We start from the raw sequence: 14,264 nt of genomic DNA on the forward strand, positions 1-14,264 counted from the left end.
ATGACAACTATGCCGACGCATCAGACGACCGGAGAACAGCCCACCGAGACCCCGGCTCGCTTGCGCCCGATTGCGCTGGAAGGCAAGCACGTCCGCCTGGAGCCGGTCCGCCCCGAGCACCACGACGGCCTGTGCGCGGCGTTCAGCGACGGCAACCTCTGGGAACTGGCGGTGACGTTCGTTCCCCATCCCGACGATGTCGGCGCTTTCATCGAAGACTCCATGGAAGCAGCCGAAGCCGGAACGCAACTCGTCTACGCGACCATCGACATCGCCTCCGGAAGAATCGCGGGCACCACTCGATTCCTGCAGGTGAATCTCCCGCACAAGCGAACCGAGATCGGCGGCACCTTCCTCGGCAAGTCCTGGCAGCGCACCCCCGTCAATACCGAAGCCAAGCTGCTGATGCTCACATACGCCTTCGAGGACAACGCTCTCAACCGAGTCGAGTTCCTCACCGACGTCCGCAACACAACCTCCCGCGCCGCGATCGCCCGCCTGGGAGCCACGCACGAGGGAATCCTCCGCAGCCACATGGTGATGCGCGACGGCCACATCCGCGACTCGATCCTGTTCAGCATCACCGCCGCCGAATGGCCCGGCCTCAAAACCCGCCTCACCGACCGACTCGCCCAGTAATCGCACCAGCGGTGCCACGCTGTGGCACCTGATGGCACATAGCCTGTACCATGGGTACATGACTGCACAGCCCGAGATCACCCAGCGCGACCTGCGGAATCGATCGAAGGAAATCATGGATGCCGTCCAGCAGGGGCAAGCTTTCACCGTCACTCGGGATGGACACCAGATCGGTGAGCTGATTCCGTTGCGTCGGCGCAGACGGTTCGTCGCTCGCGCGGAGTTCGCAGCAATGTCGCGCAGTGCACCGGATATCTCCATCGATGCGTTCCGCGCCGATCAGGAGAGCACAGCCGACCAGGAGGCGAGCGATCCCTATGCACGCTGACCACGAGCAAGGTCTACTCGACACCAACATTATGATCCTGCGTCGCTGGATCGATCCGGAGCAGCTTCCAGCGGCTATGGCGATCAGCGCCATTACGCTCGCAGAACTGTCAGCCGGACCGCATGAGGTGCGCCGCAACGACGAACAAGCCGAGTACGACGAGCATGTCGAGCGCGCCCGCCGGCTCGATGTACTGCAGCGCGCCGAAAACGAGTTCGACCCAATTCCTTTCGGCTCGGAGGCCGCGCGAATCTACGGCAGGGTTTGCGCCGGCGTCATCAGCGTCGGACGTAAGCCGCGCCGCCGAATCGCGGATCTGATGATCGCTGCCGTGGCCATCGCCGAAGAACTGCCACTGTTCACAACAAACCCGGACGACTTCCGCGGATTGGACGGGCTCCTGACGCTGGTCCCGGTGACCCGACCTGAAGTGCCACGCCTGCGGTAGTAGGCCCGATCAGACCGGTGCGAAGTCCGCCAATGCCACACGCAGGCTCGCCGACAAGGCCTCACGCAGCACGTCATCGGGCGCATCCACAAAGCGCAGGGGCGTATTGAACAACCCGACCAGTGCGAATCGGACACGAATGCGGTCGCCCAGCGGCGCATCGTCGTCGATCAGCAGCGCGCCGAGCGGCGCGGTGGTCGCCGCCCACCGGGCGACCGAGGGATGCTCGGGCAGCTGATCGATCAGCCGGCCGTAGCAGGCGATCTCGAGGCGATCCCGCATGGCGAACTCGACGAGCTCGGTCAGCATCCGATCCCAACGTTGTTGCCGCGGTATCGGAGTCAGCTCACCCACCAGCGTTTCGATCCGCGCACTGATCGGGTCCAGAATCTCGGCGAGCAACTGATCCTTGGATCCGAAGTGATAGAGCAGTGCACCCTTGGAGTAACCCACCTCCTGGGCGATCTCCGCGAGCGAGGTGCCGCCATAACCCTTCGACGCGAACATCCGCAATGCCACAGCCCGGATCTCGGCGAGCAGTTCCTCGCGTGTCTGCCTCGGCAACACATCCTCCTTCAGCACAAAACGGTCTGTCGACCACCGGGACAAAGATTGACCAAGCAGTCAGAAGAATAACCCTAGGCCACTCGCTGTCCCACTCGCCGACGCCATGCGACTTCCATCACTGCCCGGTCGGCGCACGGTTGCCCGAAAATTGCCATATGCCCTGCTCGGGACATGGACGGGCAGCGACAACCCCGGCCGAAGCGACGCCTACCCCGCCGAGCGTCCCGTATGTCCGAATTCTCCGGGGCGACAAGGCTGTTTACGCTGGCCTGGGCAAACGGCGAGCGGAACTGGAGAACGGGTGGATCAGGCGGGCGCGATACAGGTGACACTGCTGAACGGCGTCGAGGTGCGCCGGGCCGGGCAGTCGTTACCCCTGGGCCCGCCGCAACGCCGCGCGGTGCTGTGCGCGCTGGCCCTGCAACGCAGGCACTGGGTCTCGCCGACGCGGCTGCTGGACAGCCTCTATGACGAGGCGCCGCCGGCCAGCGGCATCGGCGTCATTCAGACCTATATCTCCGCACTGCGCCGCATTATCGAACCCGATCGCGCGCCGCGGACAGCACCGGCCCTGCTGCTGTCGGGTCACGGCGGCTATCAGTTGCGGATCGATGACGAACAGCTCGATGTCGGAGTATTCGACCGGCTGGTAGCCGATGCCGCCCGGGCCCGGCGCAGCGGTGACTGGGAACGCGCCGAACTGTTCTACGGAGAGGCCTTGGCGCTGTATTCGGGCGAACCGCTGGCCGGTGTGCCCGGACCTTTCGCCGAAATGCAGCGCGCGGCACTATCGGAGCGCCGGCTCGCGGTCCTGGAGGACAGCCTGGATGTCGCTGTGCTGTGCGGCCGCTTGGACGCTGCCATCGATTCCCTGCGGGGGCTGACCGCGCAGTACCCCCTGCGGGAACGGCCGCGCGCGGTACTGATGCGGGCGCTGTCGGAGCGTGGCCGTCGATCCGAAGCACTGGACGTGTACCGCGACACCAGGCGGGCGCTCGTCGATCAGCTCGGTGTCGAACCGGGCGCGGAGCTGCGGCAGCTGCACGAACAGATCCTGACCGGAGACGAACCCGCCGACCGACCGCGGCGGGTCGTCACCGTCATGGACATGAAAGAACCAGCGCCGGAGGATGATTCGGCGCTACCACTGGTCTTCGACCGCGAGCGCGAGCTGGCCCGGATCGCCGCGTGCGCGCGCCGCGCCGCGGCCGGGGTGGGCGCCCTGGTGGTGATCACGGGCCGTCCGGGCCACGGCAAGACACAGCTACTGAACGAGGTTGCGCGACAGCATCCTTCGGCACTGCGAATGGGTCTCACCTCGGCGTCGGGCAATGAGGATCTGGTAGGTCAGCTGCTGGAACGGCTCGATGACCACGACCACATCACCGGCGACAAAGCACCGGCCGATCGGCTGTACCGGGCCATTGCCCGGAAGGCGGCCGCGCAGCCGCTGCTGATACTGATCGATGACGCCAACCGGATGGACGAATGCTCGGCGCGGGCAATGATGTCGGTCGCACCGCGGCTGCACGACCTGCCGGCGCTGATCATCCTCACCCTCGACGAAAGATCCTGGGACAAACAGTCTCTGGATCTGCACGGCCGCCTGGAGCCGCTCGCGGCGGCGGTGCTGCGACCGGGCGGGCTGAGCGCCGCCGGGATAGCCGGACTCTACGAGCGCCGGGTCGGGCTGCCGTGCCCGCCCGAACTCGCCACGGACATCCTGCATGCCGCCGGCGAAATCCCTTTGGTGGCAGGTGCATTGATTACCGATCTGGCCACGCTCCGCATTCGGACACGGGTCCCCGATCGCCTGCCGGAAGGGTGCTACTCACGCGCGATTCAACGCCAATTGAGCCGGTACTCGGCGGAAGGCGTGCGCACACTGCGCGCTCTCGCGGTCCTGCAGGAATTCCGCCCCACGGTCGAGATTCTCGCGGCGGCCTGCGATGAACCGGTCGCGGCCATGCGGCACCGATGCGAATTGCTCGCGGCGCTCGGTCTGCTGACAGTGCCGGATCCCCCGGAATTCCGGCATCCCTTGATCGCCAATACGATTCGATGGCTGTGCCCGGCCGAGGATGCGGCGACCTTCCTGACCGCCGCCGCGGCCCGCGCTCGGGTGGCCGGATATCCGGCTCGGCAGGTGGCCGCCTATCTCGCGGAGCTGACCGGCACGCAGTACGCGCAGTGGACCGTGGTCCTCACCGATGCCGCCGAAGAATGCCTGGGCCGCAATATGATTCCCGAGGCCACACACTGGCTGGAGGCGGCGCTGCGCATCTGCACACCGGACGCTCGCGACGATCTACTGGTCCGGCTCGGGCAATTGGAACTGTGGACCAATCCGGCCGCCGCCCGCGCCCACCTGGAGGATGCGCTGGCCGGCCAGCGCGCCCGCGCCAGCGCGCCGACGGCCCTGATCCCACTGGCCTGGACCATGGCCGGACGGCGTGAGGCCGCAGCGGCAATGACCCTCATATCGGAAGTGATCGCCGAGACCCAGGCTCGTGATCCCTCGGCCGCCGATGCTGTTCGCAGCTCCCAGTGGATGGTGGCCGCGTTGACTCCCGCGACCTGGCGGGACTACATCGCCGATCTGCGCGCCGCGCAGAGTGAGGATCGAATCACCACCGCGATTCTCACCCTGGACGATTGCTTCGGCACCCGGATCGATGCCAGCACGGCGCTGCATCGGTTGTCTCCGGAGCCGCTCGACCCCGAGGACGAGTCGCTACCCGAACCTCTGCTCGGACTGTTCACCCATCTGACCATGTGGGCCGGTGACCTCACGACCGCCCTGCACCTCACCGAGCAGCGCAACGACCAGCATTTCGGCGCGATCGACACCTACCGTGTCATCGTCCGCTCGGAAGTGCTGATCCGCGCGGGCGCGTACCAGCAGGTACTGCGCGAGATCGGCCCCATGATCGGTGCCATCGACGACGAATTGATCGCTCCCCCGGCAACATTGGTGGCGCAGTACGCACATGCACTGCTCGCCCTGGGCCGCGTCGAGGAAGCCGCAGAGTGGCTCGACCGCCGCACCACCCGCGCCAATCCCGAGACCTGGGAGTGGACGGTGATCACCCATATCCGCGCCGAGCTGAGCGCGGCGCGCGGCGCCACTCGTGCGGCGGTCGCGCACTTCCTCGATTGCGGACGCCGCACTGCGGCAATAGGAATCAGCAATCCCGCTCATATCCCCTGGCGCAGTTCGGCGGCCCTGGAATTGGTGCGCTCGGGTGACCGGGTCCGGGCGCGGGAACTGGCCGCCGCCGAATTCGCGCTCGCACAGCGCTGGGATGTCCCGAGCACACTCGGAAGGTCCATGCGCGCACTGGCTTCGACAGCACCGGACGGTACGGACGTGCCGCTGCTCGAACGTGCCGTCGAACTGCTCCGCACGGCCGAATCCCCCGTCGAGCTGATCGCCGCGCTGCGGGACCTCGCACAGGCCTGCGGCGAGCCCGAGCGGGCGCGACAGCTGCTGCAGGAGGCCCTCGCGCTCACCGAATCCGTTGGCTGATCAGCGGTTCCGGGCCGCCTTCTCGATGAGGTCGGCGATCTCGCCGGGCTTGCTCACCATGGAGGCGTGCCCGGCCGGCAGCGTGATGATCCGCTCGTCATCGGTGATCTGTCCGGCCATCTGCCGTTCCAGATCGGGGTGGATCATCGCATCATTGCTCGATACCTGGTACCAGGTGTTGGCGCGCAACTGTTCCCACGCCGGCACCTGATCGCCCGAACCCGCCAGCGCCAGTACCGAAGTCGGCTTCTGCACCGCCGCCAGCACCGCACCTTCCGCGGCGGTGAGATCGGCGCAGAAGTCCTGGTGGAATCGGGACCGGTTGACGACGAAGTCGGGGGTCTCGGCCGCACCGATATTGATCAGATCGGCGCCACTGGGCAGCTCGACTCCGAATTCCTGATTGATCTGGAAGGCGGACTGCCCGGCCTTGGGCGCATAGGCGGCCACATAGACGAGCCCGGCGGCCTGCGCCTGTCCGGAAGCGGCCTGGCTGATCACCGCACCGCCGTAGGAGTGCCCGACCAGAATCGTCGGACCGTCCAGCAATCGCAGATCGCGCACGACGGTGGCCACATCGTCGGCGAAACTGCGCAACGCCAGCTGACTGGCCACCACATTGCCGAATCCGTCGGCCTGCAGGATTTCGATCACCTTGCGCCAGCTGGAGCCATCGGCCCAGGCACCGTGGACGAGTAGGACATTCGGCAGTTCATGGGCGTTGGTCATAGGGGAAACTCTCCGGCCACGACTCAACGTCCACTGAACGTCCGCCGAACGCCCAGCTCAGAGGTAACAGGCTAGTTCTGTGTCACTCTCGCGCGGCGAATCCGGCGGTGCCCGGCCCGTTCCGCGAGCGCGGTGCGCAGGCCGCGCCGGCCGGTGGGCGCATCGACGGCGAGCGCGGGGTGCGGGCCGAACTTGCGTTCCGAGGAGGTCTCGGGTGCGTCATCGGAGGTGGCGATCAACAGGCTGTCGGGCAGGGCCAGCTTGTGGATGGTGCGCAGGGTCAGCAGATACTGCCGGGGCAGTGAGCCGGTGGTGTACGGCAGGTCGTACTTGTCGCACAGCGCCCGCACCCGCACCGCGATCTCGGCATACCGATTGCTGGGCAGGTCGGGGAACAGGTGGTGTTCGATCTGATGCGACAGATGTCCGCTCATGAAGCCGAGCACCGGGCCCGCATCGAAGTTCGCGGTGCCGAGCATCTGCCGCAGATACCACTCCGGCTTGGTCTCGTCCTCGATCGCGGCGGGCGTGAATTTCTCTGCGCCGTCAGGGAAGTGGCCGCAGAAGATGACCACATAGGCCCACAGGTTGCGCACGACATTGGCGGAGATATCGGCGGTGAGGGTGCGCCGCCAGTGCCGCCCGCTCAGCACCGGGAAGAGCAGGTAGTCCTTACCGGCCTGCCGCACGATCTTGCCGATGAAAGCCTTGGTCTGTGCGGACTTCTCGGCCGCGGAGGCCGCGCGCTCGTGTTCGGAGTACAGGCCGTGCAGGGCGATGCCCCACTCGAATGTGGCTGCCAGGAAGAGGTTTTGCAGCGGCTGCAGCAGCGCCCGCGGCTGCCACTGCTGATCGCGCGTGATCCGGATGACGCCGAAGCCGATGTCATCGTCGATGCCGAGCACATTGGTGAACACGTGATGGCGGTAGTTGTGCGAATAGCGCCACTGCGCGGAGACGCCGGCCATATCCCATTCCCAAGTGCTGGAATGGATTTCCGGATCGTTCATCCAATCCCATTGGCCGTGGCAGACATTGTGGCCGATCTCCATGTTCTCGATGCTCTTCGCCGTCGCCAGCGCCGCCGTCCCCAGCAGCCAGCCCCGCTTCGTACTGCTGCAGGCGATGACCAGGCGGGCGGTGACATCGAGAACACGCTGGAAGGCGATGGTGCGGCGGATGTAAGCGGCGTCTTTCGTACCGCGCCGCTCCTCGATATCACGGCGAATCGCATCGAGCTCCCGCCCGAATGCTTCGACATCCTCCGGGCTCAAATGCGCGTAAACAGCGACCTGTGTGATTGCCATTTGTCGTATCCTCGAATTTCTGAGCTCGCCCCGGACAGATCGACAATCCGGCGGCGATGCCAGCGTCACCCCAGCTTAACCCCCAACTACAATGCCTGTCTACAGCGTAGAGTTACGTCGTAGACAGATGCTTTTTCTCCTATCGGGAGGCGCTGAACTCGATGAACCGAATCCGGGCCGGACCACCTGGCCCTACAGAGCCTGTGGCGGATCGCCCCGATCGAGACAGGGCCGGGATCAAGCCACTGACCCGGACCGCCATGCTGACCGCCGCGCTCGAGATCATCGACCGCGACAGCATCGACCGATTGTCCATGCGACGCCTCGGCCAGGCGCTCGATCGAGATCCCATGGTGCTCTACCGGCACGCCGCGAACAAGGCCGCACTCCTGGACGGAGTCGTCGAACTCGTCCTCGAGCAACTGACCGTCGATGTCACCGATCCCGACTGGCGTCATCAATTGCGCAATATCGCGCGCGACTTCCGCAAGCTCGCCGTCGCCCACCCGAATACGGTGCCGCTCTTGGTGACTCACCCCTTCGCGACCCCGCTCGCCTTACGGCCGCTGGGCACCCTGCGACCGGTGGAACACATACTCGAGCTGCTCACCAGCGCGGACTTCAGCAGTGCGGACGCCCTGCACATCTACCGCGCACTGTTCGGATTCCTGCACGGCCACATCCTCAATGAACTCCAGGAGATCGTCGAACGCCCCGAAGAGACCACCGACCTGTTGCGACTGGGCCTGCAGCGCCTGCCCGTCGGTGAGTTCCCGCTGCTGCGCGGCCTCGCTTCGGACCTGGCGAACTACGACGGCGCGACCGAGCTCGAACGCGGGCTCGACATTCTGCTCGCCGGCCTCACCACCACCATGTCAGTATCCGAGGAAGGAGCATCGATCATGGCGCAAGACCCGATAACCAGAGAGAATCAGCGGACACCGTCCGGTCACCTGCTGCGATCCGATCTAGACGACACCGAAATGGCTGCGGCACAGCATCGTTGGGACTCCGAAGGCGGAGCCGTCGCGCGGCTCAGCGCCTCGGACCGGACAGCGTCGCGTTGAGTCCGGTCAGCAGAATATCTAGACCGCGCTCGAGCTCGGCCTCACCGTCGTAGGCGGCCAGCACCGGGGCGAGTTCACGCACCAGCGGGAACTCCTCGATCGGCAGCCGGTAGAGCCCGAGCCGCAGGACCTCGTCGGTCTCCTCCGGACGCTCCACGACTTCCTGCAATTCGTTGAGCACATGCCCATAGAGGAAGCCGAAGAGCGCGCGGTAGATGTGCAGCGCCTCCGCGCCGGAAAATCCGGCATTGGTGAGCAGCACGAGAATGTCTTCGAGCGGACGCACCACGGCCTTGGGCCGCAACCCCAGCGGCGTGGCCAGCGGCCGGGTCACCAGCACCGGCACTACCCGCGGATGGGCCAGCGCCAGCTGCCGGAAGTCGCGGGCGACCACACGTAGTCGGCCCGACCAGTCGGTGTCGGTGGCATCGACGGCCAACTCGGCGAATACGATCTCGGCAACACCGTCGAGCACCGCGGCTTTGTTCGGCACATGCCGATAGATCACCATGGGATCCCGGCCCACCGCCTCGGCGAGCCGGCGCATCGACAAGCCGTCGACCCCGTCGCGATCGACTATCTCGAGCGCCGCGGCCAGCACCACCGCCCGGGTGATCGGACTCTCGCCGCGAGCGGATCGGGAGCTATCGCGGTCAGCCATGCGGGAGGTCCTCCGTTCGCATCGGAATCTCCGACTCGAACGAGTGTAGACCTACGTTGTTGACGTTCCGGGGAGGTTGGCGGCCGCTGGCTCCCCGCTTGCCAACGGCCGCGATTGCGGTGTGAGTGCCGGCCGGACCGGCACCCTCCTGCACCATGAACGATCCCGCATACGGCGCGGCGTGTCTGTCCGACGTTCGACGGACATCGGCGGGCGGGCCGCCGTGCCATGCTGGTTCCCGGCAGGTCCGGTACCGTGACCGGGTGTTACGCGATGCCGACCCGACCCGCGCAGGCGTCGCGCAAGAGGCCATGTGGCTCGCCATCCGATTCCGGCATGTCTGCTGTCTGCTTCTCACCGTGGTGCATCTGGCGAGCGGAGCGCCGGGCCCGCTGCCCGGCACCGCGGTGACGGTGCTGCTGGCGGTGTGGTCCGCGGCCCGGCTCTGGGGCCATCGGATCGGGCCGTGGTGGACCGCGGCGGATGTCGCGGTGGTGTCGATCTATCTCCTCGGCACGGTCAGCGTCGCCGCTTCCGGCATAGCCACCGAGAACCTCATCGACGTGAAAGTTGTGGCAGCAACGGTGATTTCGGTCGGCATGGCGGAGCGGGTGCGGGTATCGGCGGCGGTGACCGTGCTGATCCTGCTGCTGCTCTACCACGCCAACCGCGCCGCGCCGGGCCTGACGCCGATCAGCTTTCTCACCGATCTGGCGGTCGCCTACCTGCTGGTGGAGTGGCTGCTGGCGATCGGGCAGCGCCGGCTGGTGCTGCACGCCGCCACCGTGCACGATCAAACCGTCACGGCCGCAGCCGATTCGCGAATTGCGAGCGATGTCGCCGCGGCCCGCCGTCGCTACGAACGCGAACAGTGGGCGGTCATGCACGATACCGCCGCCGCCACCCTGCTCATGGTCGGTCAGGGCGCGGCCGCCGATCCGGAGCGCATCGCGCGGCAGGCAGCCCGCGACCTCACCGTCCTGGAGGCCGGAATCCCCACGCCCGGCGATGATTCCAGCGTCGACCTCGCGGAGCTGCTGCGGAAATTGACCGCCGAATGCGCGACTCCGGTCACACTGCGGTGCAGTGGCCCACTGTCGACCCGGCGCACGCTGGCCTGGACCGTCACCGCGGCCACGCGGGAGGCGCTCACCAATATCGACCGGCACGCACAGGCGAAAGCTGTTGTCATTGAGGTCGAACCGGGGCGGATGGTCATTACCGACGACGGCATCGGATTCGACCATCGGCCCGGGGACGATCACTACGGCATTCGCAATTCGATCGTCGCGCGGCTGCGCGCCGCCGGTGGGCTGGCCGAAATCAACAGCACCGTCGGGCGCGGCACCGAAATCCGGCTCAGTTGGCCGATCATCGAACCCCTTGCCGCCGAGATCGATTCCTTCGACGAACCGGCCGCCTCGGCCGGTGTCGACCGGCTCGGCAGGAGCTTCGGTTACGGCGTGGTGGGTATCGCCGTCGCCGATACGCTGCTGCAATCGGTCTTGACCGACGCCGCACGGACTCCCCCGACAGCGATCAACGCAGTGCTCGTCGCCGTGAATGTCGCCTGCGCACTGGCGGCCCTGGCGCCGCGACGGCGGGAACGAACCACGCTGGCGCTCATGACCGCGGCCGTTGCGGGCTCGCTGACACTCACCGCGCTGCTGCCCGCGGGCGATGTGCTGGCCGGCGCGAACTGGTCCATCGGCGCCTCCGGCTGGGCCGTGGTCGCCCTCGGCTTCCGCTTACGACCGCTGATTTCGCTTTCGGCGCTGAGCATCTGGTGGGTGCTGGTGTGCGGGCTGGTGCTGGCGCGCCATCCCGGCTGGAGCACCGCCACCGTGCTGGGCTATCACACGGCGGCCATTTTCTTCCTGCAGATATTCGTCGCCTGGTTCGCCGCCACCCTGGATCGGGTGGCGCGCTCGGCGGCCGGACTGCACCGGGAACGTTTGCGCGACCGCACCGTCGAGGCGGTCGAGCGCATGACCGAACTGGAGTGCCGCCGCCGCTACGAGCAGCTGCTGGCCGAGCTCACGCCGCTGCTGCGCGGCCTCGCGGACGGCACGCTGGCGCCGGACGATCCGGCCGTGCGCACCGCCGCGCGCACCGAATACGCCCGGCTGCGCCGCTTGTTCACGCAGGGCGACGGCGTCGGCCATCCCCTGCTCGCGGATCTGCGATCCGGCATCGACGAGGCCGAGCGGCGCGGGGTGGCCGTGACCGTGGAATCCGCCACCGCCGACCGGGATCTGCCCGACGAGGTCCGCGGCCACCTGGTGGCCGCGACCCGAATGATGTTGGATGCCAGCCGATCCCGGGCCCGCGTGGTGGTGACCACCGATGCCGCCGGCTGCACCGTCAGCACGCTCGGCGACTGCCCGCCGGAAACGCTCGACCGCCTCGAACGCATGTCCGCGACCACCGTGGACACCCAATTGGTCACCACCGGCGAATTGCTCTGGGCGCGAATGCATCACCGTTTCGACACCGAAGGAACCCGCCGATGATCCGGATCGCCATTATCGACGACCATCCGCTGATCTGCGACGGCGTCCGGGGCTGGTGCGCCGCGGCGCAACCGCCGATAGCCGTGGCCGACGACTATCCGCAGCCGGCGGCCTTTCTCGCGGCCACCGGCCCGGACCGCGGCGATCTGGATGCCGTCGTCCTCGATCTCCAATTCGACCAGCGTGCACCGGATCTCGGTGCGCTCGGCGCGATTTGCGAACGCGGACACCGGGTCGTGGTCTACTCCCAGCACACCGAACCGCACCTGGTCCGGGACTGCCTCGATCTCGGCGCCGTCACCTATCTGTCGAAAACGGAAGGCCGCGAACACCTGATCACGGCCCTGCATGCCGCCGCCGACGTGCGGCCGTATCTGAGCCCGACCATGGCACGCGCCATGAGCACCGACGGCGACGACCGCCCCAAGCTGTCGCAGCGGGAACGCGAAGTACTGCTGGCCTGGTTTCAAACCGAATCCAAAGCCCTTGTCGCCCAACAGCTTTTCATCACCACCGGCACGGTCAACACCTATCTCGAACGCATTCGCGCCAAGTACGCCGCGGTGGGACGGTCGGCGCCGACGAAGGCCGCCCTGGTCGCCCGGGCCATTCGTGACGGACTGATCAGTACGGACGAGCTGTAGCCCGGCGCCTCACCCTGCCAGGGTTCTCACGGTGAGTGCGGAGCAAGCTGGCAGTCGACGTTCAGGAACCTCCCACCAGCGCTGGATAGCGTTGCGTTCATGACAAATTCGACCCCCTCGGGGAGCCCAGCCGAACCGGCGCAGCAACCGCGCAAAGGCCGCCGCAAGGCAGTGCTGATCGGCGCCGTCGGCCTGTCGATCATCGGCGCGGTCACCCTGACCGCCTGCGGCTCGTCCGGCAGCAATAGTTCCGCACCCGCCCCGGCCTCGTCCACCACCTCGGGTAAGCCGCCGGGCATGCGTCACGGCGAGGGCATCTCCGGTGCGATCGCCACCGAGAACGCGGGCACCTGGACGGTGACCAAGCGCGAAGGCGGCACCGAGACCGTGACCATCACCCCCACCACGGTATTCGGCAACAAGTTGAAGCCGGAGACGCAGCAGCAGTTCGCCGTCGGTGATCAGGTCATGATCGAAGGGCAGATTTCCGGCGACACCATCACCGCGACACATATCTCGCAGGCCCGCACGCGCACCAACCCGTCGACCCCGGCCACCACCCCGGTACCCGGATAGGCCCACACCCCATAGCTCTCATTGATTCGCGGTGCGTTGATTCCCACTGCGGCGGGCGACCGGAACACCGCTCGCCGCATCGGAACTCAGTACACCCGCAGCCCGCGGCGGCGCACGATGTACAGCGCGATCACGGTGCCGAGCACCCAGACCGCGAGCCCGACCAGCGCATGCAGATCGGCGCGCAGCCAAGGACTCACGTGATGCCCGAGGTGGAAGAGCACCTCGCGCTGGGTCCCGTCGATCGGGGCCACCAGGTAGTACAGGCCGTACGGCAGGGCCAGGTGCAGAATCCATCCGGCCGTGCGCCAGGAGAACCGTTCGCGCCAGCGCTGCGCCAGCGTCAGGGGTGGCACCGCCAGCAGGACCGAGACGATATTGCCGATGCCGAGCCACGCCAGGATCGGTAGCGCCACCTGCGGCAGCGTCACCTCGAGCGATTTCGGCGCCTGGTCGGCGAGGGTGAAGATCGCGGTCAGGGCCAAGGTCGGCAGGCCCACGATGACCAGCAGCGCCAAATTCTTGATCAGCAGAATCCGGCGCAGCGGCGTGCCCTGCTCGGTGCTCACTTGCACCCGGTGCGCATCGACGCCCAGCACATTCGTGGTGGTGACATCGGCCAGGATGAACGTGGCGAAGTAGGTGCCGACCAGGATGACCATCCCGTGCCGGTGCGTGGTGCTGCCGGCCAGTGGCGAGATGAGCAGATACAGCAGCGACAACACGATATTGGCGGCAAGACCTTCGAGCCAGTGCCGCGATCCGGTGAACGACCACCGCACCTCGTCGACGACGGACTGCCACAGTCCGTGGCCGGGTTCGAGCGAGGGCGGCACCGGCCCCGAGCCGTAATCGGAATTCAGGTACTTCTGAATGCGCGCGTGCACGCCGACCCGCGCTTCATCAACGGTCGAGCGCACCGGATCCGTCCAACGATTCGACAAGGCACCTATTTCGACTGCGGCGATCACGGGTATTCGCCACGCCGGGTGGAGGACAACCCCGGCGTGGCGAGCTTCAGCCGAGAATACGGCAGCCCTCTGAGCCTCCGCTCAGCCCTTCATCTGCGAGACCCCGCCAGCGGCACGGTCAGGAACGATGCGGCTCCGCCGTTGCGCTGCACGTCGTACGCACCGCCGAGCAGGTCCGGATACTCCTTCGGATTGAAGATGTGGGTGGGGAAGTCGCCGGTGCCGAGCGTCACCTGCAGCCGATGGCCGGGCTCGAAGACGTGAAAAGCGGGGCGCACCTTGACG

General features: G+C 66.9%; 13 protein-coding genes and 1 pseudogene. 8 read left to right on the forward strand and 6 right to left on the reverse strand.

Going from position 1 to position 14,264, the window contains the following annotated elements; all coding sequences use genetic code 11:
• Window positions 1–9 precede the first annotated feature (9 nt).
• Genes JWN03_RS10295 through JWN03_RS10305 form a run of 3 tightly spaced genes read left to right on the forward strand, consistent with a single transcriptional unit; the run spans window position 10 to window position 1,415 of the window.
• Window positions 10–639: a GNAT family N-acetyltransferase gene (locus tag JWN03_RS10295; protein ID WP_297613197.1), complete on the forward strand. Its 630-nt coding sequence runs from the start codon at window positions 10–12 to the stop codon at window positions 637–639.
• Between the two features lie 58 nt (window positions 640–697).
• Window positions 698–967 (forward strand): type II toxin-antitoxin system Phd/YefM family antitoxin, encoded by a 270-nt coding sequence (locus JWN03_RS10300; protein ID WP_297613198.1) that lies wholly within the window; start codon window positions 698–700, stop codon window positions 965–967.
• Window positions 957–1,415, forward strand: coding sequence for a type II toxin-antitoxin system VapC family toxin (locus tag JWN03_RS10305; protein WP_297613199.1), 459 nt, complete (start codon window positions 957–959; stop codon window positions 1,413–1,415). Before JWN03_RS10300 ends, JWN03_RS10305 begins: the two co-directional genes overlap by 11 nt.
• A gap of 9 nt (window positions 1,416–1,424) precedes the next feature.
• Here JWN03_RS10305 and JWN03_RS10310 read toward each other — a convergent pair whose 3' ends face one another.
• A complete protein-coding gene (locus JWN03_RS10310) occupies window positions 1,425–1,979 on the reverse strand; it encodes a TetR/AcrR family transcriptional regulator (protein ID WP_297613201.1) in 555 nt (184 codons plus the stop codon).
• 304 nt (window positions 1,980–2,283) lie between these two features.
• On the opposite strand from JWN03_RS10310, the gene JWN03_RS10315 reads away from it, so the two are divergent.
• Window positions 2,284–5,511 (forward strand): transcriptional regulator, encoded by a 3,228-nt coding sequence (locus tag JWN03_RS10315; RefSeq protein ID WP_297613203.1) that lies wholly within the window; start codon window positions 2,284–2,286, stop codon window positions 5,509–5,511.
• On the opposite strand, the gene JWN03_RS10320 is transcribed toward JWN03_RS10315, so the two are convergent.
• Both JWN03_RS10320 and JWN03_RS10325 read right to left on the reverse strand, forming a co-directional pair.
• Window positions 5,512–6,240 (reverse strand): alpha/beta fold hydrolase, encoded by a 729-nt coding sequence (locus tag JWN03_RS10320; RefSeq protein WP_297613205.1) that lies wholly within the window; start codon window positions 6,238–6,240, stop codon window positions 5,512–5,514.
• Window positions 6,241–6,311: 71 nt separating this feature from the next.
• On the reverse strand, window positions 6,312–7,547 hold the full coding sequence (locus JWN03_RS10325) for a fatty acid desaturase family protein (RefSeq protein ID WP_297613207.1): 1,236 nt from the start codon (window positions 7,545–7,547) through the stop codon (window positions 6,312–6,314).
• 260 nt (window positions 7,548–7,807) lie between these two features.
• Between JWN03_RS10325 and JWN03_RS10330 the strand changes: the two are divergent.
• Window positions 7,808–8,428, forward strand: a pseudogene (locus JWN03_RS10330) (TetR/AcrR family transcriptional regulator C-terminal domain-containing protein); the annotation flags it as partial.
• Between the two features lie 154 nt (window positions 8,429–8,582).
• On the opposite strand, the gene JWN03_RS10335 reads toward JWN03_RS10330, so the two are convergent.
• Window positions 8,583–9,275, reverse strand: coding sequence for a TetR/AcrR family transcriptional regulator C-terminal domain-containing protein (locus JWN03_RS10335; protein ID WP_297613209.1), 693 nt, complete (start codon window positions 9,273–9,275; stop codon window positions 8,583–8,585).
• Window positions 9,276–9,538: 263 nt separating this feature from the next.
• Here JWN03_RS10335 and JWN03_RS10340 point away from each other — a divergent pair, with 263 nt between their 5' ends.
• From JWN03_RS10340 to JWN03_RS10350, 3 genes are all read left to right on the forward strand, one after another.
• Window positions 9,539–11,788 (forward strand): sensor histidine kinase, encoded by a 2,250-nt coding sequence (locus JWN03_RS10340; RefSeq protein ID WP_297613210.1) that lies wholly within the window; start codon window positions 9,539–9,541, stop codon window positions 11,786–11,788.
• Complete coding sequence (locus tag JWN03_RS10345) at window positions 11,785–12,432, forward strand: response regulator transcription factor (RefSeq protein ID WP_297613212.1); 648 nt, start codon at window positions 11,785–11,787, stop codon at window positions 12,430–12,432. Before JWN03_RS10340 ends, JWN03_RS10345 begins: the two co-directional genes overlap by 4 nt.
• A 99-nt stretch (window positions 12,433–12,531) precedes the next feature.
• The gene (locus JWN03_RS10350) at window positions 12,532–13,008 is read left to right on the forward strand and encodes a DUF5666 domain-containing protein (protein WP_297613214.1); all 477 of its coding nucleotides are present in this window, start codon (window positions 12,532–12,534) and stop codon (window positions 13,006–13,008) included.
• Between the two features lie 86 nt (window positions 13,009–13,094).
• On the opposite strand, the gene JWN03_RS10355 is transcribed toward JWN03_RS10350, so the two are convergent.
• Both JWN03_RS10355 and JWN03_RS10360 read right to left on the reverse strand, forming a co-directional pair.
• Window positions 13,095–13,928 carry a hypothetical protein gene (locus JWN03_RS10355; protein WP_297613216.1) on the reverse strand — a complete coding sequence of 278 codons (834 nt, stop codon included), beginning with the start codon at window positions 13,926–13,928 and terminating at the stop codon, window positions 13,095–13,097.
• Window positions 13,929–14,068: 140 nt separating this feature from the next.
• Window positions 14,069–14,257, reverse strand: coding sequence for a hypothetical protein (locus JWN03_RS10360; RefSeq protein WP_297613219.1), 189 nt, complete (start codon window positions 14,255–14,257; stop codon window positions 14,069–14,071).
• Window positions 14,258–14,264: the final 7 nt, after the last annotated feature.

The organism is Nocardia sp., from assembly GCF_025465275.1.
Taxonomy (GTDB): Bacteria; Actinomycetota; Actinomycetes; order Mycobacteriales; family Mycobacteriaceae; genus Nocardia.

Coding starts and splice junctions, on each gene's coding strand:
- JWN03_RS10300 (WP_297613198.1), top strand. CDS start 698: ATGACTGCACAGCCCGAGATCACCCAGCGCGACCTGCGGAATCGATCG.
- JWN03_RS10305 (WP_297613199.1), top strand. CDS start 957: ATGCACGCTGACCACGAGCAAGGTCTACTCGACACCAACATTATGATC.
- JWN03_RS10320 (WP_297613205.1), bottom strand. CDS start 6,240: ATGACCAACGCCCATGAACTGCCGAATGTCCTACTCGTCCACGGTGCC.
- JWN03_RS10335 (WP_297613209.1), bottom strand. CDS start 9,275: ATGGCTGACCGCGATAGCTCCCGATCCGCTCGCGGCGAGAGTCCGATC.
- JWN03_RS10295 (WP_297613197.1), top strand. CDS start 10: ATGCCGACGCATCAGACGACCGGAGAACAGCCCACCGAGACCCCGGCT.
- JWN03_RS10350 (WP_297613214.1), top strand. CDS start 12,532: ATGACAAATTCGACCCCCTCGGGGAGCCCAGCCGAACCGGCGCAGCAA.
- JWN03_RS10325 (WP_297613207.1), bottom strand. CDS start 7,547: ATGGCAATCACACAGGTCGCTGTTTACGCGCATTTGAGCCCGGAGGAT.
- JWN03_RS10345 (WP_297613212.1), top strand. CDS start 11,785: ATGATCCGGATCGCCATTATCGACGACCATCCGCTGATCTGCGACGGC.